The sequence below is a fragment of the Mesorhizobium sp. M1295 genome (genome assembly GCF_040318135.1).
Taxonomy (GTDB): Bacteria; Pseudomonadota; Alphaproteobacteria; order Rhizobiales; family Rhizobiaceae; genus Mesorhizobium.
On sequence record NZ_JAMYLU010000001.1, the window covers coordinates 529632 to 549454 of the forward strand.

The following is a 19823-nucleotide window of genomic DNA, read 5'->3' on the forward strand; positions in this document are numbered from 1 at the left end:
TCCAGGCGAGAAGTCGGCCCAAGCATTAGCCGTCACGGCAACTTTTTGCGACGAACGGCGTTGCGGCGGGGGCGTCGGTTCGGGAGAGATCGAATGGACAGACTGCAATTCGAGGTGCCGGTGCGGATCGCGCCTGTGCCCGGCCAGCCGGTCGAGGAAATCTACAGTGTCGAGCAGGCGCTCGATTTCCTGCAAACGTGGCCGGTCCGCCGGAAGGGGCCAACCTACCAGGCCGCGTTCAACGCCTGTTTCGGCGCCACGGTGGACATCGTCGAGACCGAAGACGCATGGCGGGCCTTCATGGCCTTTTGCCGGGTGAGCGGCCTGCTGGCCAGGGACATGATGGTTCCGCGCAAGCGCGGCGGCGAGGCGAGGGGACTGCGGGCGTAGGGAGCCGTCGACATAATCTTCAAGTTGTCTGGCAGCCTTTGCCGACATCCTCATCAGAGTGGTGGTCCGGCAAGGTCACGCAGCGCGTTAGCGATGGCATGTGCTAAGTACTTGAGGTCTCTGGTACGCCCAAGGGGAATCGAACCCCTGTTACCGCCGTGAAAGGGCGGTGTCCTGACCGCTAGACGATGGGCGCGTTCAGATGTGAGCGCTTATAGTTGCGTCGCGACAAACCGGCAACCCGTCTGCTGCCGGCTGCGACAACTTTTTTCCTTTGGCTCCAAACCGCGTCTTTCCGACAGCCAAGCTGGTTTTGCGGCATGATGCAACGTCGCCGAGGGGACTTCGCAGTGCCCGAAGAACCTCGCCCTAGCCGCGCCTGCGGCAACGCCAGTTCCAGTCGCGCTCGGGGCCGACATCGACGTGGACGGATTCGGTGTGGCAGTAGGTGCCGACGCCACCGCGGCCCGGCATGGTGCGGATGTAGCTCGCCAGCTCCCATTTCGAGACGCCGGGGACCTGGATGTCAGCGGCGGCGCAGTACATGTGCAGCGAGTTCTTGGCACCGTTGGCGCGGCGGTTGCGGGCCGGATCGCGATAGCCGGAGGTGACCGTCATCTTGCGCCCGTAGTGGCCTTCGATCGTCTTCAGCACGCGAACCAGCGACGGCTTCAAGCAGGCGACATCGACGCTTTCGTTCTGTTTCAGGAGACCGTTGGGTGCCAGCCGGGCGAGGCCGGCGGCGGAGGCGACCTGGTAGGCGCCACCCGAACCTTCGTCCTCGTTGAGGTCGACGTCGCTCTCATCGTCGAGGCCGGATTTGCGCTTGATCTCGAACAGTGCCGTCTGGCGCACGCCGGGCAGCGCATCGGCCGTGAAGTGGCTAGTATCGCCGGCCGATGCCAACTGCACCGGCTTTTCAGCCGGATTGGCCGAGGCCAGGGTGACGGTGGGCTTTGCCGCGGGCGTCGCCTTGGCCTGCAAGACCGCTGGCTGCCCGCCCGATCTGCTGTTGGCCGGCGATGCCGCCGAAGCAGGCGTAGCGCTGAACAGCGAGGCCAGGAAGTTTTTCTTCGGTGCATAGGCCTGTGGCTGCGGCATCTCGCCGGCGGTCACATAGACCGGGTTGTTCATCGCCGGCGCGGCGGCCTTGGCATTGGGCTTCGATGCGCCGGCATCGGCGGCGGCACTGTTCTGCGCAACAGCGTTGGCCTGTTCAGCCGCCTCGGCGTTTGGTTGCAGCGGTTGCGGCGAATGTCCCGCGATCGTCTCGGCCGCCGTGGGAACGGCGATCGGGAAGCCGGCATCGGACTTGGCCCCTGGCTTGGCCATTGGCACATAGGCGACCTGCTCGGGAAGGTTGGCGTCGCCCTCTGCATTCATCGTCATTTGTGCGGTTGTCATCTGCGACGATGAGGCGGCCGTGCTGGCCTGGGGCGCACCGGCGGCCGTGCTGATTTCGGTGGCCGAGGCATTATAGCCTGGCATGCCGACCGACATGGTCGGGTCGCCGGCAGAGGTGCAGGACGCCAGAAGCACCGAGAAAAGCGCCGCCACAATGGCGCGGCTTTCTCCCTTCGCGAGGCGCGATCCTGCTGATCTCAAAACAAAATTCCCCCTCGATATCCGACCGGTTCGTCATTGGCGCGGCGTCGAAACGTCTCGTCGAAATGACCCTTGTTCCCCGAACCGGAAACGAGACCTGTGTCAAATCTGCAAGCCTCAAAGTAATTTGGCGGCTAGAGGATGAATCAAGGCTGCTCAGGGTTGACGACACCATTTCGCCCGCTTTTGGCGGCGCGTCAACTCACCACACATTACAGATGGTTACACACGCACCTTGACATAGGTGCCGGGGGCTTCGCCTAGAACTTGCATATGCTCGCCCGGTTTGCGGGCCGGTACGCGGGTATTGTCCCTGGCTTCGATCCAGCGCTGCCAGTGCGGCCACCAGGAGCCGGGATGGTCAGTGGCCCCGGCGAACCACTGGTCGAAGTCCCCAGCCGGCTTGCCGCCGGTCCAGTAGTGGTATTTCTGCGCCGCTGGCGGATTGACGACGCCGGCGATGTGGCCGGAGCCGGCCACGACGTAGTCGACCTCGCCGCCGAAATATTTCGAGCCGAGGAACACCGACAGAGCCGGCGCGATGTGATCCTCCTTCGAGGCGAGGTTGTAGACCGGGATGGTGACATCCTTCAGCGAAACCGTGCGGCCCGCCAACTCCATCATGCCTTGCGAAAGCCTGTTCTCGAGATAGCAATTGCGCAGGTAGAAGGAATGGTTGGCAGCGCCCATGCGGGTCGAATCGGCGTTCCAGTAGAGCAGGTCGAAGGGCAGGGGATCCTTGCCGCGCATGTAATTGTTGACGACATAGGGCCAGATCAGGTCGCCCGAGCGCAGCATGTTGAAAGCAGTCGCCATCTTGGTGCCGTCGAGATAGCCTTTTTCGCTCATTGCCTTTTCAACGGCCGCGACTTGCTCCTCGTCGACGAACACTTTCAAGTCGCCGGCATAGGTGAAATCGACCTGCGTGGTGAAGAAGGTCGCCGATTTGATGCGGTGGTCGCCTTCCTGCGCCATCAAGGCCAGCGCTGCCGCCAACAGCGTGCCGCCGACGCAATATCCGATGGCATTGACGTCCTTTTCGCCGGTGGCCTTTTCAATCGTGTCGAGGCCGTATTGCAGGCCCTCCCTGATATAGGCCTCCCAGCTCTTGGCGCCGTGCCGCTCGTCCGGATTGATCCAGGAGATGACGAAGACCGTGTGGCCTTGCTCGACCGCCCAGCGGATGAAGGATTTTTGCGGGTTGAGGTCGAGGATGTAGTATTTGTTGATCCATGGCGGGCAGATCAGCAGCGGCCGCTTGAGCACGGTCTCGGTCGCCGGCTCGTATTGCAGGATTTCGGCGACGTCGCTGCGGCCGACCACCTTGCCGGGCGTGGTGGCGAGATTCTTGCCGATCTCGAAGGGTGAATAATCCGCCTGCCGCAGCTTCAGGTCACCCTTGCCTGCGGCAATGTCCTCGGCCAGCATTTTCATGCCGCGCACCAGGTTTTCGCCGTTCGAGGCGACGGTCTCGCGAAACAATTCCGGATTGGTCAGGATGAAATTCGACGGCGAGATGGCGTTGGACACCTGCCTGACATAAAAGCTGGCCTTGTGGCGGGTGTGCTCGTCCAGACCGTCGGCGTGCTCGACCAGTTCGGCCGCCCAGCGCGAGGTGACGAGATACGCCTGTTTGAGGAAATCGAAAAAGGCGTTGCGGCCCCATTCCGGGTCCTGGAAACGCTTGTCGCCGCGCTCGGGCTTGACCGCATCCTCGGTCTCCTCGGCACCGGCGCCGATGCGCTGAACGGCATTGGCCCAGACGGTCATATAGCCGGAAAACAATCGTGTCTGCGCCTCCAGCGCGCGCTGCGGGTCGGAGAGCCAGTATTCGGTGAGTTTGGAGAACGTCTTCACCATGTCGACGACCGGCTCGGCGACATGATCGCGCACCTCGCCCTTTTCCCGCGGCTCGGCCCATGCCGAGGCGGCCTTGCCGGCCTGCTCGATCATGCGGGCCATGTTCAGAGCAAAGCGTTCCGGGTCCTTAACCAGATATTGCTCGACCGTCGAAGGTTGGTCATCTTCCGCTTTGCCCGAATCGGGTGTTTTGCACATGGTTCGCGGGGTTCCTCCCGAAGCGTTTTGTTGACATATTACCATGGGATATCTGACAGGGTCCAACGTGCTCTAACCCGGCCGCCAGGAAAACAATATGACGATTAATATTGGCAAGAACGTTTTTTCCGGCACTGGTCGTTTTTGCCGCATGGCAGTCGTCCTGCTGGCGATGGCCGGTTGCACGAGCAGCAACATAGAAGGTGCAGCGCCCGCCACTGGCGTCGCCGGCGCGAAGGACACCGGTTCGTATCCAAACCTGAACATCCCGCCGCAGGTGGCGGCCGAGCAATTCACCGACGAGGAAAAGAACGCCAAGCTCGCCCAGCTGAAGGCCGAGGAGCAGGGCCAGTCCGCGAAGGGCGGCGGCGTCAAGGTCGCGGACCAGGCAGCGCTGGACCAGCTGGCAAAAAAACACGGCGCCGAGGCGCTGAAGCAGATCGAAGGCAAATGCGACCCCGCTCTCGACCCTAGTTGCAAATAAGCTTATACGCGCGACCGCAACCTAACTGTCTGGAACTGCCATGGAAGAATTTCACAAGGTCCGCCGGCTTCCGCCCTATGTCTTCGAACAGGTCAACCGGCTGAAGGCCAGTGCCCGCTCGCGTGGCGCCGACATCATCGACCTTGGCATGGGCAATCCGGACCTGCCGACGCCCAAGGCCATCGTCGACAAACTCTGCGAGGTAGTGCGTGATCCGCGCACGCACCGCTATTCGTCGTCGCGCGGCATTCCGGGCCTGCGCCGTGCCCAGGCCAATTATTATGCCCGCCGTTTCGGCGTGAAGCTCGACCCGGACAGCCAGGTGGTGGCGACGCTCGGGTCAAAGGAGGGCTTTGCCAATATGGCGCAGGCGATCACCGCCCCCGGCGATGTGATCCTGTGCCCCAATCCGACCTATCCGATCCACGCCTTCGGCTTCATCATGTCGGGCGGCGTCATCCGCTCGCTGCAGGTCGAACCGGACGACGGTTTCATCCCGGCGCTGGAGCGCGGCATCCGCCATTCGATCCCGAAGCCGCTGGCGCTGATCCTCAATTATCCGTCCAACCCGACGGCACTGGTCGCCTCGCTCGATTTCTACAAGGAGGTGGTGGCTTTCGCCAGGAAGAACGACATCATCATCCTGTCGGACCTTGCCTATTCGGAGATTTATTTCGACGGCAATCCGCCGCCTTCGGTGCTGCAGGTGCCGGGCGCGATCGACGTCGCGGTCGAGTTCACCTCGATGTCGAAGACCTTTTCGATGCCGGGCTGGCGCATGGGTTTTGCGGTCGGCAATGAAAGGCTGATCTCGGCGCTGACGCGGGTGAAATCCTATCTCGACTACGGCGCCTTCACACCGATCCAGGTGGCGGCCGCGCATGCACTCAACGGCGACGGTGCCGATATCGCCGAAGTGCGCGAGGTCTACCGCAAACGCCGCGATGTCATGGTCGACGCCTTCAGCCGTGCCGGCTGGACCATTCCCGCACCGGCGGCGTCGATGTTCGCCTGGGCGCCGATCCCGGAGCCGTTCAAGCACCTCGGCTCGCTTGAATTCTCCAAGCTCCTGATCGAGCACGCCGACGTCGCGGTGGCGCCGGGCGTCGGCTTCGGCGAGCATGGCGACGATCACGTGCGCATCGCGCTGGTCGAAAACGAGCACCGGATCCGTCAGGCAGCGCGCAACATCAAACGCTTCCTCGCATCCAGCGCCAAGCAGCCGAATAACGTCGTACCGCTCGCCGCGCATCGCTGAGTTTTCTACACATCAATCGACCGAATGGGGCGTCGCCGGACATGGCTGAAGCGTTGCGTGTTGGAATTGCCGGCCTCGGCACCGTCGGTGCGTCGGTGGCTCGCGTGCTGCGCGACAAAGCGGCGGAACTGACGCGGCAGTGCGGACGCGACATCGTCGTGTCGGCGGTTTCGGCCCGCGATCCCAAACGCGACCGCGGCGTTGATCTTGGCACAGCACAGTGGTTCGACGACGCCGTCAAGATGGCGCAGACCGCCGAGATCGATGTATTCGTCGAGCTGATCGGCGGCGACGAGGGCGCGGCACGGTCCTCGGTGAAGGCAGCGCTCGAGGCCGGCCGCCATGTCGTCACCGCCAACAAGGCACTGCTTGCCAAGCACGGCGTGTCGTTGGCCGAGATCGCGGAAAAGAGGGGTGTGCTGCTCAACTACGAAGCGGCGGTGGCCGGCGGCATTCCGGTCATCAAGACGATGCGCGAGGCGATGGCCGGCAATTCGGTGACCCGCGTCTTCGGCATCCTCAACGGCACCTGCAATTATATTTTGACGCGCATGGAAGCCGAGGGCCTGTCCTTTGATGCCTGCCTGAAGGACGCCCAGCGGCTGGGCTATGCCGAAGCCGACCCGACCTTCGACATCGAGGGCCACGACACCGCGCACAAGCTGTCGATCCTGACCAGCCTTGCCTTCGGCACGAGGATTGCGGCCAATGACATCTACATGGAGGGCATCTCCAACATCAGCCAGGCCGATATCCGCGCGGCCGGCGATCTCGGCTACCGGATCAAGCTGCTTGGCGTCGCCCAACGCACCGAAAGCGGTATCGAGCAGCGCGTTCACCCGACCATGGTGCCGACGGCCTCGGTCATCGCGCAGGTGCACGGTGTCACCAATGCGGTCGCGATCGAAACCGACATCCTCGGCGAATTGCTGCTTTCCGGCCCCGGTGCCGGCGGCAACGCCACCGCTTCGGCGGTGATCGGCGACATTGCCGACATTGCCAAGAGCCGGCCTGGCTTCCAGCATGGCCCGGTCTTCGGCCGGCCGGCGAAGGAATTGAAGCCCTACAAAAAGGCGCAGATGCGCAGCCATGCCGGCGGTTATTTCATCCGGCTGACCGTGCACGACCGCCTCGGCGTTTTCGCCGCGATCGCCAAACGCATGGCCGACAACGACATTTCGCTGGAATCGATCGTGCAACATGCCGCAGGGCCGGAAACCGAGGCACAGAAGACAGTCATCCTGGTCACCCACGAGACGACCGAGGCGGCGGTGCGCAAGGCCGTCGACGGCATCACCAGGGACAGCCTTCTGACCGACAAGCCGCAAGTCATCCGCATCGAGCGGGCCGGATAGCAGTCTCAAGTTTTCCCTTTAATCGATTGATATTGCTGCGCTTTCAAAAAGGTCCAGCGCAGGTCTTGCTGTTGTCACGAGGCTTTGACACAAGAAGCGCGTCTCTGGCGGGAGGCTAATGCATGTCGCCCAAAAGTGTGCGGCGGTTTTGGGACAACGACATGCATAAAAACAAAGTGCCAACGAGGATTATCCATCGATGAATGTGGCCCAGAACATTGTCGCCGGCCTCGACCGGATACTGACCATGGAATTGGTGCGCGTCACCGAACGCGCCGCGGTCGCGGCCGCCAGATTGCGCGGACGCGGCGACGAGAAAGCCGCCGATCAGGTCGCGGTCGACGCCATGCGCCAGGAGCTTAATCGTCTCGCCATCAACGGCACGGTGGTGATCGGCGAGGGCGAGCGCGACGAGGCGCCGATGCTCTATATCGGCGAGGAGGTCGGTACAGGCAAAGGCCCGGCTGTCGACATCGCGCTCGATCCGCTCGAAGGCACGACGATCTGCGCCAAGAACCTGCCCAATGCGTTGGCCGTCATCGCCATTGCCGAAAAAGGCAGCCTTCTGTTCGCGCCGGACGTCTATATGGACAAGATCGCCATCGGCCCGGGCTATGCCGATGGCATCATCGACATCGATGCCTCGCCGGCCGAAAATATTGCCAGCCTGGCCAGGGCCAAGGGCGTTCCGGTGGCAGAGATCACCGCCTGCATCCTCGACCGGCCGCGCCATGGCGCGTTGATCGAAGCCGTGCGGGCGACAGGCGCCGCGATCCGGCTGATCGGCGACGGTGATGTCGCCGGCGTCATCCACACCACCGACCCGGACGAAACCGGCATCGACATCTATCTCGGCACCGGCGGTGCGCCGGAGGGCGTGCTGGCGGCGGCGGCCTTGCGCTGCACCGGCGGCCAGATGCAGGGCAGGCTGATCCTTGACACGCCGGAAAAGCTGGCGCGCGCGGCGAACATGGGGATCTCCAACCCGAAACGGATCTACCACACGCAAGACATGGCACGCGGCGACGTGCTGTTTGCCGCGACCGGCGTCACCGACGGCAATATGCTGGCCGGCGTCAAGTTCGGCCGCAATTTCATTACCACGCACACGATCGTGCTGCGCTCGTCGTCGCGAACCGTGCGCGAAATCAAGGCCAGGCACCAGGATCTGGAAAAGTTTTGATTTCGACTCAGTTAGCCGTTGCATATTGTGCGCAATGACAAATTGCAGACGGCGCGTCACGTGACGGGGGAAAGACGCTTTTTCCTAGATGTCAGGCAGTCGGCCACCGGCGTTTCCTGGGAACACCGGCTGACCGAGCGTCAGGACATGGCTGCGCTCGCCATCGCGCAAGGCTATGGCGTGCCCGACATCGTGGCACGCGTGCTGGCCGGGCGCGGCGTCACCGCCGAGCAGACCGAGCGGTTCCTGGATCCGACCATCCGCAACCTGCTGCCCGACCCGGCATCGCTGACCGACATGGACAAGGCGGCCTCTCGCATCGCCCAGGCGGTGATGGCCAGGGAAAAGGTGGCGATCTTTGGCGACTACGATGTCGACGGCGCCGCCTCATCGGCGCTGCTCAAGCGCTTTCTCGCACATTTCTCGGTGCCGTCGGAGATCTACATACCGGACCGCATCTTCGAGGGTTACGGCCCCAATCCGGAAGCGATGCGCGAACTCGTCTCGCGCGGCGCGACGCTGATCGTCACCGTCGATTGCGGCACCAACAGTGCCGCTTCCATCGACGCGGCGAAGGCCGCCGGCGCCGACATCGTGGTGCTCGATCACCATCAGGTCGGCGGGCCATTGCCGGCGCCGGCTGCGGTCGTCAATCCTAATCGCGAGGACGATCTTTCCGGGCAAGGCCATCTTTGCGCCGCCGGCGTCGTCTTCCTGTGCCTGGTACAGACGGCGAAGATCCTGCGCAGCCGGCTGCCGGACGCCGCAGCGCCGGACCTGCTTGGCCTGCTCGATCTGGTGGCGCTGGGCACCGTCTGCGACGTGGTGCCGCTCACCGGCATCAACCGGGCCTTCGTGGTCAAGGGGCTACAGGTGGCGCGGCAGCAGAGGAACGAAGGGCTGGCGGCACTGGCGCGGGTCTCGCGTATCGGCGAGCCGATCAGCACTTTCCATCTGGCCTTTCTGATCGGTCCGCGCATCAACGCCGGCGGGCGCATCGGCGACGCAGCACTTGGCAGCCGCCTGCTTGCAACCGACGACCCGGTCGAGGCCCGCACCATCGCCGAGACGCTCGACCGGCTCAACCAGGAGCGGCAGTCGATGGAGCAGGAGATGCTGGCCGCGGCGCGCTCAGAGGCCGACGCCGAGCTTGCCGGCGGCAATGGTCCGGCCATCGTGGTCACAGCCAGCAGCAACTGGCATCCGGGCATTGTCGGCCTGCTTGCCTCGCGGCTCAAGGACCATGCAAGACGGCCGGCTTTTGCCATCGCCTTCAACGCCAATGGCGTCGGTACGGGGTCAGGCCGTTCGGTGTCGGGCTTCGACCTCGGCCGGCTGGTGCGCGAGGCTGCCGATGCCGGGCTGATCGTCAAGGGCGGCGGCCACGGAATGGCGGCAGGCATCACCGTCGAGCGGGCGAAGCTCGGCGCGCTCCGGGCTTTTTTCGAAGAGCGCGCTGCGGTGGATGTGTTCCGGCTGCAAGGCGAGGAGAGCCTGGCGATCGACGGCGCGCTTGCCGCCGAGGGCGCGACGCTTGCGCTGCTCGATGCGCTTGAGCGGGCAGGGCCGTTCGGCGCCGGGCATGTCGCGCCGGTGTTCGCGCTGCCGCGTCACCGGCTGGTTGATGCGCGGGCGGTCGGCACCAACCATATCCGCGCCGACCTGCAGTCGGAAAGCGGCGGCCGCATCCAGGCGATCGCCTTTCGCGCCGTCGATACTGCGCTTGGCGAATTCCTGTTCAAGAACAGGGGCAAACCGGTGCACGTCGCCGGCTCATTGTCGGGCAATCACTGGAACGGCAACCGCACGGTGCAGTTTCGTATCGTCGACGCGGCGCTTGCCTGAGAGCTCGCTGACCGCTCGGCCTAAGCGAGGACGGTCTGCAGCCGGGTCAGTTCGCCGATTTGCGCCATCGTTGCCTGGTAGCCGATACGGATCGCTTCGTCGGCGCGGTGGAATTCGGTCAGGCCGATATGGCTGAGCTTCGGCTGCAGCGACATGTCCGGCGGGTCGCCGGCCAGCCTGGCGCGCGAAATGCGGTCCTGGATGATGTTGAAGGCTTCGACCATGACGCCGGTGATGCCGAGCCGCGTCTCGCGCGACTGACGTTCGGGATCGGCGTGGCCACCCCTTGGCGCGTCTCTCTCGACGATCAGCTCGCCTGCGCTGTGCTTGATCACCGCGGCGCGGCCGAACAGATCGTAGTGAAGGTTCACCGCAACCACGAGCGGCTGCTCGTAGGCACGGCAGACCGAGACCGGCACCGGATTGACCAGTGCGCCGTCGACCAGCACGCGCCCATTGCAGGCGACCGGCTCGAACACGCCGGGCAGCGCGTAGGAGGCGCGCATGGCGGTACTCAACGAGCCGCTCGACAGCCAGATTTCATGGCCGGTGCGGATTTCGGCAGCGACGCAGACGAACGGTTTTGGTAGGTCCTCGAAGCGGATGCCGGCTATGTGCTCGCGCAGCCGTGCGTCGAGCTTCATGCCACCGAACAGGCCGCTGCCGCGTAGATTGAGGTCGAGAAGGCCAAAAATGCGCCGCCTGGTCAGGCTGCGCGCGAATTCTTCCAGCTCGTCAAGTTTGCCGGCAACATAGCAGCCGCCGACCAGCGCGCCGATCGAGGTGCCGGCGATCATCGACACTTCGATGCCGGCTTCGTCAAGCGCGCGCAGCACGCCGATATGCGCCCAGCCGCGCGCGCAGCCGCCGCCCAATGCCAGCGAGATCCCTGTTTTACCTGGAGATTTGGTTTCGGATGCGCCTGCGGCCGAGGAGAGGCCATTGGCCTCCCGAACGTCAGGTCTGTTGCGCAATGACGCCCAGTCGAGCATCACAATCTCCCTTGTCCCACGGTCATCCTACAGGCGGGCCGTATCGAAATCATGAATATACGTGGCTGAAGTGCTGCGAATGGTTCATACTGATGGTGTTTTGGGCTTTCGATACGTTTTTTCCGCATCGAACAACGGCTTGCTGCCGTCGTTGGCAAGCGTCCCTTTGCCATCGCTCAGCCCCACCGTCCGATAAAAGCATGAACGTCGGCCGGTGTGACAAGTTGCTTCGTGACCCAGCACTTTGACGCGCAACCATATCGCGTCCTGGTCACAATCCGTGAGCATCTCGACGACCTGCTGGACATTGCTCGAGGTTTCGCCCTTCTTCCACAGCGTGTCGCGCGAACGCGACCAGTAGTGCGCGATGCCGGTCTCGAGTGTCAGCGCCAGCGCCTCGGCATTCATATGCGCGACCATCAGCAGCATGCCGTCTTCGGCATCGGTGACGACGACAGTGACGAGGCCGCCGGCATCGAAGCGCGGTGAAAGGACGATGCCTTCCTCGAGTGCCTTCTTGTCAGATGGAGCTTTCGGAAATTCCAATGCCGACATTCGCCGGTCCCTATTTAGCGAAGGCGGCGCGGGTCTGATCAGTTCCGCCGCCGCGCACCATGGTGACGAAGCGGACCTGCTCTTCAGGTGTATCCTTGAAGACGCCGGTGAAGGTCGAGGTCAGCGTGGTGGAGCCCTGTTTGCGGATGCCGCGCATGGCCATGCACATATGCTGGGCCTCGAGCATGACGGCGACGCCGCGCGGATTGAGCACGTCCTGGATGACGCCGGCAATCTGCGCGGTCATCGCTTCCTGGGTCTGCAGGCGGTGGGCAAAGATGTCGACGACGCGGGCGATCTTGGACAGGCCGACAACCTTGCCGTCAGGCAGATAGCCGACATGCGCCTTGCCGATGATCGGCACCATGTGATGCTCGCAATGCGAGTGGAACGTGATGTCCTTGACTATGACGAGATCGTCATAGCCGGCGACTTCCTCGAACGTGCGGCCAAGCTCCTCGGCCGGGCACATATCGTAGCCGTTGAACATTTCGCGGAACGCCTTGGTGACGCGCTTCGGCGTGTCGATCAGGCCCTCGCGGTCAGGATTGTCGCCGGTCCAGCGCAACAAGGTGCGCACCGCGGCTTCGACTTCGGCCTCACTCGGCCGGTCGGTGACCGGCTTTTCCATATAGGCCGACTGCGGCATGAGTTTCTTGATAACGGCGTCCATAAAGGCGTCTCCCGTAGTTCCTCTCTCAGGAGGAACGAGTTGAACGGACCACGACCTTTCGGGTGTTAGAAACTCGCCCGGTTTCCAGCCCGTAAGTGGCGTGAACAGATTTGGGCAGGACGAGACTTGCGGTCGCCTTGTCGATACCCGACTACGACCATTATATATGTTCGTGCCGGGCGAAAGGAAGACGCCAGAGCGGCAATCGCTGTTCGCTGGGTGGCGACGGATTGGAAAAATATGATCGACGACGTCTACAATGCGAAAATTCTGGGTTTTGCCGGAAACATCGCACGGATCGGCCGGCTCGACCGGCCCGACGCAACCGCACGAGCACATTCCAAGCTGTGCGGCTCGACAGTGACCGTCGATCTGAAGATGGATGACGGCGTCGTCAGCGATTTCGCGCATGACGTGAAGGCCTGTGCGCTTGGTCAGGCGTCGTCTTCGATCATGGCGCAGCATATCGTCGGCGCCAGCGCCGAAGAACTGCGCAGCGTGCGCGAGACGATGCTGAAGATGCTGAAGGAAAATGGCCCGCCGCCCGAAGGCCGCTTCGCCGACCTGAAATACCTGGAACCGGTGCGCGACTACAAGGCGCGCCACGCCTCGACCATGCTGACCTTCGACGCGGTGGTCGATGCGATCGGCCAGATCGAGAAGAAGCGGGCGGAACAGGCGGCCTAAACCTCGGCAAGAAAACGCCGGCTTTCGGCGAATTCCGCCCGGACCCAGTCGGCAAAAGCCCTGGCAGGCTCGGAAAGGTCATTCAGTCTTCTGGCCACCAGCCAATAGGCGCCGGACGCAACGTCGATGTCGAAAGGCTTGACCAGCGCGCCGGACGCAAGTTCTTCGCCGATCTGCAAAAGATCGCCCAGTGCGACACCATGTCCAAGCAAGGCTGCCTGTTTCGAAAGCGAGGCATCCGCCAGCATCGGTCCACGCGCAGGCACGGCTTCAGGGGTCACGCCGGCCGCTTCGAACCAGCGCGTCCAAGCCTGACGGTTTTCTTCGTGCAGCAATGTATAGCGACCAAGGTCGATCGGTTTTTCCAGAGCTGGCCCGGACGCAAGAAGCGCCGGCGACAGAACCGGTGAATCGACGACCGAGGCAAGCTGTTCGGCTTCGCTGCGTGGCCATGAAGTGGCGTGTGCACTGAAGCGTAGAGCAAGTTCAGGCTGATCGCTGCGGAACTCTATCAACCTCGGGTCGACCTCAAGGGAAACGTCGATATCGGGTCGCAACTCGCGAAATCGGTTGAGCCGCGGCACCAGCCATACGGATGCAAGCGACGGCTCGACGCTGACACGGACCACGGACTGCGTCGGGGCCGCCGTCAATTCCGAAAGCAGCCTGTCGATGCCCCCGAAACTTCTGACCAACTGCTCGAGCAGCCGCCGGCCGGTGTCGGTCAATTCGACGCGGCGATGATGGCGGAAGAACAAAGGTTGGCGCAGGAATGTTTCGAGCTCGCGGATCTGGCGGCTGATCGCTGCCTGCGAAACATAAAGCTCCTCGGCCGCACGGCTGAAGCTCAGGTGACGACCGGCTGCTTCGAAGCTTCTAAGAGCCGTCAGGGGGAGGCGTCCGCGCTTCATTCGCATAACTCAGAGTTATCTGACGTCGACGTTATACTCGTTTGAAGAGCAAGGCCAGCGGCGCTCTAATCGGTGCTCAAAGGAGTGCTGCCATGATCCAGTTTCTCAACATCCTGGGCGATGTCGTGCGGATCGCGACATTTCAATGGCATGACGAGAAACCGCATGGCGACTGGTGCGAGGGGAGGCCGCCGACCAGCGTCGCCGCATGTCGGAAGCCGACGCCCGACCGGTACCCGGTTCGCCGTTCGAGGCAGTGACGGGATTGCCGGAACGGCATTGCGTTCCCGGCCCGATGCGCACATCTATCCTGAAGGGAAACGCGACGCGGAGACTGTGGTGGTCGGCCAACATCGGCATGCGCACGGCGCCAGGCCGATTCGACAAGGACGCAACTGGCCCGGCCCGTGGCGCAAGACGCCGGGCCGCGTCTTCGGCACGTCGCTCGTCCGGCTCTACCAGCTGACGCTGTCCGGCTTTGTGGGCAATTCCTGCCGACATCTGCCGACCTGTTCCGAATACGCGCACGAAGCGATCGCCCGGCATGGACTTTGGGCCGGCGGCTGGATGGGGTTCTTTCGCGTGCTGCGCTGCGGGCCGTTAGGGACGCATGGCATCGACCGCGTGCCCGAAACCCTGGCTGAGCGCTATGTCTGGTTTGCGCCGTGGCGGTACTGGCGGATCGGGAAAAAACGTGGCGACCTAGACAGTTGACCGCAACTGTTCGTTACACAACCGCACCGCTGTTTACGATCTGGTAGGGTTAACCGCAGCTTGCGCGGACATAGCGCATTTAAGACAAAATCGAGACAAGACGCCTCGCTAAGCCGCTCCTGACACCCTTCAGGAGAGATTACCAAATGCGCCGGATAGATCGTCTTCCCTTCGTTTTCGCCGTGGTTCTCTATGTCCTGGCGTGGCTGTTGGGTTTTCCGATCCGTGCGCAATCGGCGCCTCTCGGGGACGTCGAATGCACGCTGATCGTCGACGCCGCGAGCGGCGAGACGCTGTACCGGCAAGGGGTTTGCGACCAGCGCGTCAGTCCCGCCTCGACATTCAAGGTTCCGCTGGCGCTGATCGGCTATGACGCCGGAATCCTGAGCGACGAGCATACACCGAATTGGGAGTACAAAGCGGAGTTCAACGCGCCGAAACGGGACCGCAAGACCGTCGACCCGACGATCTGGGAAAGGGATTCGGTCCTTTGGTTCTCACGCGAGATCACGCGCCGGCTCGGCAGCAAACAGTTTGCCGGCTATGTGTCCAGATTGGACTATGGCAACACCGACGTCTCCGGCAATTCCGGCAAGAATGACGGCCTCACCCATTCCTGGGTGAATTCTTCGCTCGAGATATCGCCGGTCGAGCAGGTCGATTTCCTGCGCAAGCTGCTGGCGCGGAATCTGCCGGTCTCGGACAAGGCCCATGCGATGACCAATGCGATTGTCCCGACCTTCCGGGCGGGCCGCTGGACGGTGCAGGGCAAGACCGGGACGACCAGGCTTGGCGACGATGCCGACAAGCGCTCGCTTGGCTGGTTTGTTGGCTGGGCGCAGAAGGATGCTCGCAAGATCGTCTTTGCCCGCCTCGTAGTCGATACGAAACGTTCCGACACGCCGAAGGGGCTCAAGACGCGGGCGATGTTCCTGAAAGAGCTGCCGAATCTCCTCGGGTGACCTAAATCCGGCTTTACGGCGCCGAAAACTGCCCATAAAAGACCGCTCGCCGCCGGACGCATCCGGCTCTTACTTGATGTAAGTCGCAACCCCAAAATCGCTACGCAGTTTTGGGCGACGTGCATTTTACCACCCGCGCTCGTTTGCGGGACTGGATAGGAGAATTTAATGCTGAATTCCGTTTCCCTGACATTTCCCGATGGCTCCGTCCGCGACTACGACGCGGCGATGACCGGCGCCGGCCTGGCGGAATCGATCTCGAAGTCGCTGGCCAAGAAGGCCGTTGCCTACAGCATCGACGGCACGTTGCGCGACCTTTCCGACCCGATCGGCAAATCAGGCAAGCTCGAAATCATCACCCGCGAGGATCCGCGTGCGCTGGAGCTCATCCGCCATGATGCCGCGCACGTGCTGGCCGAAGCCGTGCAGGAACTTTGGCCGGGAACGCAGGTGACCATCGGGCCGGTGATCGAGAACGGATTCTACTACGACTTCGCCCGCAACGAGCCGTTCACGCCCGACGATTTCCCGGTGATCGAGAAGAAGATGCGCGAGATCATTGCGCGCAACAAGCCGTTCACCAAAGAGGTGTGGTCGCGTGAAAAGGCGAAAAGGATCTTTGCCGACAAGGGCGAGCGCTACAAGCTCGAGCTGATCGACGCCATCGCCGAGGATCAGGATCTCAAGATCTATGCGCAGGGCGACTGGTTCGACCTTTGCCGCGGTCCGCACATGGCCTCGACCGGCCAGATCGGCAACGCCTTCAAGCTGATGAAGGTCGCCGGCGCCTATTGGCGCGGCGATAGCAACAACCCGATGCTGACGCGCATCTACGGCACGGCCTGGGCCGACCAGGCGCAGCTCGAAGCCTATCAGACGATGCTGGAGGAAGCCGAGAAGCGCGACCACAGGAAGCTCGGCCGTGAGATGGACCTGTTCCATTTCCAGGAGGAGGGCCCCGGGGTCGTGTTCTGGCACGCCAAGGGCTGGAGGATGTTCCAGAACCTGGTCAATTACATGCGCCGCCGCCTGGACGAGCAGGGCTACCAGGAGGTCAACGCGCCGCAGGTGCTCGACAAGAGCCTGTGGGAGACCTCAGGCCACTGGGGCTGGTACCGGGACAACATGTTCAAGGTGACGGTCGCCGGCGACGACACCGACGACGACCGGGTGTTTGCGCTGAAGCCGATGAACTGCCCCGGCCACGTCCAAATCTTCAAACACGGGCTGAAGTCCTACCGCGATCTGCCGGTAAAACTTGCGGAATTCGGCAATGTGCATCGCTATGAGCCGTCCGGCGCACTGCACGGGCTGATGCGGGTGCGCGGCTTTACCCAGGACGATGCCCACATCTTCTGCACCGAGGAACAGCTCGCCGACGAGTGCATCAAGATCAACGACCTGATCCTGTCGACCTATGCCGATTTCGGCTTCGACGAAATCACGGTCAAGCTGGCGACCCGCCCCGAAAAACGGGTCGGCACCGACGCGATGTGGGATCACGCCGAGGGCGTGCTGCAGGACGTGCTCGACAAGATCGCGGCGCGGTCGGGCAACCGGATCAAGACGGGCGTAAATCCGGGCGAGGGCACGTTCTACGGGCCGAAGTTCGAATATGTGCTGAAGGACGCCATCGGCCGCGACTGGCAATGCGGCACCACGCAGGTCGACTTCAACCTGCCGGAACGGTTCGGCGCCTTCTACATCGGCTCCGATTCGGAAAAGAAGCAGCCGGTGATGGTGCATCGCGCCATCTGCGGTTCGATGGAGCGTTTTCTCGGCATCCTGATCGAGAATTATTCCGGCCATTTCCCGCTCTGGTTCGCGCCGCTGCAGGTGGTGGTGGCGACGATCACTTCCGATGCCGACGATTACGCGCGAAAAGTCGTTGCGCAGCTGAAGGCGGCCGGGCTGATCGCCGAAACCGACCTGCGCAACGAGAAGATCAACTACAAGGTCCGCGAGCACAGCCTTGCCAAGGTGCCGGTCATCGTCGTTTGCGGCAAGCGTGAGGCTGAGGAAGAAACGGTCAATGTCCGCCGTCTCGGGTCGCGCGACCAGGAATCGCTTGGCCTCGCGGCCGCCGTGAAACTGCTTTCCGACGAGGCGGTGACACCCGACCGCAAGCGCCGCGCGGCCTGAGCCGGCCAATTAGCAACGAAATGGCGGTGGATCGCTCCACCGCCATTTTCATATGCTTGTCACGCCAATTGTGTAGCGAGCCCCATGCTCAAGCTGAAGATGCGCGAAAGACCGTTTCCCGAGCTCTCCTATGCCGGTCCGCATCAGCCGGCGCTGACGCGCTGGTTCATCCACTCGGTCGAAGGCCTGTCGGGACGTGATCGCTTCGCCGCACTCTATGATTTCTGGCGCCGGCAAGTGGTGCCGAACGGCGAGCGCGTGTTCGGCCGCATGCTGGAGCTGATCGACGTCCGGGTGCGGACCGCCGGTCAATGGCCGCCGGCAAACCTGCCCGACACGCCGCTGGTGATTGTTGCCAACCATCCGTTCGGCATCGGCGACGGTATTGCCGTGTTGTCGCTGGCGGAGCAGCTCGGCCGACCGTTCCGCGTCATGATCCACAAGGATCTGCTCAAGATCCGCGAGATGGAGCCCTATTCGCTGCCGATCGACTTTTCCGAGACCAAGGACGCGCTGAAGAACAACATGGCGGTCCGCCATGAAGCGGTGCGGCTGCTCAAGGAGGGCGTCACCATCGTCGTCTTTCCGGCGGGAGGTGTCGCCACCGCGCCGAAGGGGTTTGGCCGGGCACGCGATCTGCCGTGGAAGGTGTTTCCGGCCCGTCTCGTTCAGGACGCAAAGGCGTCGGTCATCCCATTGCATTTTTCGGGCCAGAACGGCCGGCTGTTCCATCTGGTCAGCGGACCGATGAACATGGCCGAACGCGACGGGCGTGTGGCGAAATTCGTCGGCAAGGCCTCGCTGACACTGCGCACATCGCTGCTCATCCGTGAATTTGCGCGGCTCTCCGGCAAATCGATCGACGTGCGCGTCGGCGACGTGCTGGGGTGGGACGAACTGGAGCCGCTGCGAGACCGCAAGGCCTTGCTCGACCGCCTTCAGCGCGGCGTCTTCGATCTGGCGCCGGCCGAGACGACTGGCCGCGTGCCGTTGCTGGCGCGACGCATGCGCAAAGCAGCCTAGAGGGGGCGCGGCTTAGTCGGCGCCTTCCTCGGAATCGATGGCCGAAGCTTCGGTTGCCAGGACTTCGATGTCCTGATTGTGTCCGGCCACCACCGTAAAATCCTTCTGGTAGATGCGGTCGCGGTTTTTGGCGATGATGGTGTAGTCGCCCTCGGCCAGCACCATCGAGGCAAAGGCGCCGACGGTCTCCTTGATCGGGTCGCCGGACTCGTTCAGCAGCGACCAGGAGGTGTCGGCGATCGCCTCGCCGCCCGGCTCGCGCACCAGCTTCATGGTCATCTCGGCGGCACGATGCTCGACCGTCGCTTCGGTCAGCTTGCCGGCCTCGACGCGGATGTCGGAGCGGATGACCGCGTTCACAGCGCCATAGGTCGAAACAACGTGGTAGGTGCCGGCATTGAGCCGCACGACGCTGTTCGGCTCGACATCGGGTATGATCAGCGCGCGATCGCCATCGGCCGCGGCGTGGCTCTCATAAATCGAGAAGCGCAGCTTCTTCGGCGGTATGCGCACCCCTCCCGACAGCACGGCATCAAGCTTGAGGCCGCCGGCATCGAGCACGAGGCTCTCACGCTTGGCTTCCTTGCCGACGGTGATGCGCTTGGTGGCGCCGGCCCGCCCGTAGGAGGCATGGACCAGATAGGAACCCGGCTCGAGCTGGAATACGGCGGTGCCGCCATGAGCGGAGGCGACCATCGGCAGCTTGCCGTCGCTGGCCGATTCGGGCTTGAAGACGCGCCAGACGATGCCGCGCGTGATGTCGGCACCCTTGTCGGTCAATTGCGCCGACAGCGTGATCGCCCCGCTGCTGCCCAATGCCAGCGATGTCTCGCTTTTCGGAGGCGCATAGCCCGAAATTCCGGGAAGTTTCAGATCACTGAGGCCGTCTACATTCTGGGCGGCGGCAAGCGAAACCGGCACCATCAACAGTGCGGCAGCGAGCCATATCAGGAAAAGACGCAATGTCCCCTCAAACATGCCTTGCG

General features: G+C 63.0%; 19 protein-coding genes and 1 tRNA gene. 12 read left to right on the plus strand and 8 right to left on the minus strand.

All coding sequences use genetic code 11. The annotated features are described in order from the left end of the window. The first annotated feature begins 93 nt into the window (after positions 1-93). Positions 94-390, plus strand: coding sequence for a DUF982 domain-containing protein (locus NKH29_RS02515; protein WP_023678889.1), 297 nt, complete (start codon positions 94-96; stop codon positions 388-390). 121 nt (positions 391-511) lie between these two features. Here NKH29_RS02515 and NKH29_RS02520 read toward each other — a convergent pair. From NKH29_RS02520 to NKH29_RS02530, 3 genes are all read right to left on the minus strand, one after another. After that, positions 512-586: transfer RNA gene (locus tag NKH29_RS02520), tRNA-Glu, on the minus strand. Positions 587-759: 173 nt separating this feature from the next. After that, entirely contained in the window at positions 760-1890 is a 1131-nt protein-coding gene (locus tag NKH29_RS02525) for a YcbK family protein (RefSeq protein WP_352998982.1), read from the minus strand. A 327-nt stretch (positions 1891-2217) separates the two neighbouring features. Then, positions 2218-4053 (minus strand): PHA/PHB synthase family protein, encoded by a 1836-nt coding sequence (locus NKH29_RS02530; RefSeq protein ID WP_352998927.1) that lies wholly within the window; start codon positions 4051-4053, stop codon positions 2218-2220. 97 nt (positions 4054-4150) lie between these two features. Between NKH29_RS02530 and NKH29_RS02535 the strand changes: the two genes are divergently transcribed. The 5 genes from NKH29_RS02535 (at position 4151) to recJ (ending at position 10178) form a co-directional block, all read left to right on the plus strand. Next, a complete protein-coding gene (locus NKH29_RS02535) occupies positions 4151-4537 on the plus strand; it encodes a hypothetical protein (protein ID WP_352998929.1) in 387 nt (128 codons plus the stop codon). Positions 4538-4577: 40 nt separating this feature from the next. Then, positions 4578-5795, plus strand: coding sequence for an LL-diaminopimelate aminotransferase (locus tag NKH29_RS02540; RefSeq protein ID WP_352998931.1), 1218 nt, complete (start codon positions 4578-4580; stop codon positions 5793-5795). A 41-nt stretch (positions 5796-5836) separates the two neighbouring features. Further along, entirely contained in the window at positions 5837-7150 is a 1314-nt protein-coding gene (locus NKH29_RS02545) for a homoserine dehydrogenase (RefSeq protein ID WP_352586954.1), read from the plus strand. A 199-nt stretch (positions 7151-7349) separates the two neighbouring features. Continuing rightward, positions 7350-8333 (plus strand): class II fructose-bisphosphatase, encoded by a 984-nt coding sequence (gene glpX, locus NKH29_RS02550; protein WP_352586956.1) that lies wholly within the window; start codon positions 7350-7352, stop codon positions 8331-8333. Between the two features lie 60 nt (positions 8334-8393). Further along, positions 8394-10178 (plus strand): single-stranded-DNA-specific exonuclease RecJ, encoded by a 1785-nt coding sequence (gene recJ, locus NKH29_RS02555; protein WP_352998932.1) that lies wholly within the window; start codon positions 8394-8396, stop codon positions 10176-10178. 20 nt (positions 10179-10198) lie between these two features. Here recJ and NKH29_RS02560 read toward each other — a convergent pair whose 3' ends face one another. The 3 genes from NKH29_RS02560 to folE form a co-directional block, all read right to left on the minus strand. Continuing rightward, complete coding sequence (locus tag NKH29_RS02560) at positions 10199-11170, minus strand: patatin family protein (RefSeq protein ID WP_352482159.1); 972 nt, start codon at positions 11168-11170, stop codon at positions 10199-10201. An 84-nt stretch (positions 11171-11254) separates the two neighbouring features. Next, positions 11255-11725, minus strand: coding sequence for a phosphoribosyl-AMP cyclohydrolase (gene hisI, locus NKH29_RS02565; protein WP_352998934.1), 471 nt, complete (start codon positions 11723-11725; stop codon positions 11255-11257). A gap of 10 nt (positions 11726-11735) precedes the next feature. Next, positions 11736-12398: a GTP cyclohydrolase I FolE gene (folE, locus tag NKH29_RS02570; RefSeq protein ID WP_352998936.1), complete on the minus strand. Its 663-nt coding sequence runs from the start codon at positions 12396-12398 to the stop codon at positions 11736-11738. Positions 12399-12638: 240 nt separating this feature from the next. On the opposite strand from folE, the gene NKH29_RS02575 reads away from it, so the two are divergent. After that, positions 12639-13085: an iron-sulfur cluster assembly scaffold protein gene (locus NKH29_RS02575; protein ID WP_352998938.1), complete on the plus strand. Its 447-nt coding sequence runs from the start codon at positions 12639-12641 to the stop codon at positions 13083-13085. Here NKH29_RS02575 and NKH29_RS02580 read toward each other — a convergent pair. Further along, positions 13082-13996, minus strand: a complete 915-nt coding sequence (locus tag NKH29_RS02580) for a LysR substrate-binding domain-containing protein (protein ID WP_352998940.1) — start codon at positions 13994-13996, stop codon at positions 13082-13084. The two genes, NKH29_RS02575 and NKH29_RS02580, sit on opposite strands and share 4 nt — an antisense overlap. A 92-nt stretch (positions 13997-14088) precedes the next feature. On the opposite strand from NKH29_RS02580, the gene NKH29_RS02585 reads away from it, so the two are divergent. The 5 genes from NKH29_RS02585 to NKH29_RS02605 all read left to right on the plus strand — a co-directional run bounded on the left by NKH29_RS02585 (position 14089) and on the right by NKH29_RS02605 (position 18837). Further along, positions 14089-14256 carry a hypothetical protein gene (locus tag NKH29_RS02585; protein WP_198030511.1) on the plus strand — a complete coding sequence of 56 codons (168 nt, stop codon included), beginning with the start codon at positions 14089-14091 and terminating at the stop codon, positions 14254-14256. Between the two features lie 79 nt (positions 14257-14335). After that, positions 14336-14710 (plus strand): membrane protein insertion efficiency factor YidD, encoded by a 375-nt coding sequence (gene yidD, locus NKH29_RS02590; RefSeq protein ID WP_031194332.1) that lies wholly within the window; start codon positions 14336-14338, stop codon positions 14708-14710. A gap of 146 nt (positions 14711-14856) precedes the next feature. Continuing rightward, complete coding sequence (blaOXA, locus tag NKH29_RS02595; RefSeq protein WP_352998942.1) at positions 14857-15672, plus strand: class D beta-lactamase; 816 nt, start codon at positions 14857-14859, stop codon at positions 15670-15672. A 168-nt stretch (positions 15673-15840) separates the two neighbouring features. Further along, positions 15841-17814: a threonine--tRNA ligase gene (thrS, locus tag NKH29_RS02600; RefSeq protein WP_023720142.1), complete on the plus strand. Its 1974-nt coding sequence runs from the start codon at positions 15841-15843 to the stop codon at positions 17812-17814. A gap of 84 nt (positions 17815-17898) precedes the next feature. Continuing rightward, on the plus strand, positions 17899-18837 hold the full coding sequence (locus tag NKH29_RS02605) for a lysophospholipid acyltransferase family protein (protein WP_352640623.1): 939 nt from the start codon (positions 17899-17901) through the stop codon (positions 18835-18837). 12 nt (positions 18838-18849) lie between these two features. Here NKH29_RS02605 and NKH29_RS02610 read toward each other — a convergent pair whose 3' ends face one another. Next, positions 18850-19815, minus strand: coding sequence for an RgsD C-terminal domain-containing protein (locus NKH29_RS02610; RefSeq protein ID WP_023720140.1), 966 nt, complete (start codon positions 19813-19815; stop codon positions 18850-18852). Between the last annotated feature and the right edge of the window lie 8 nt (positions 19816-19823).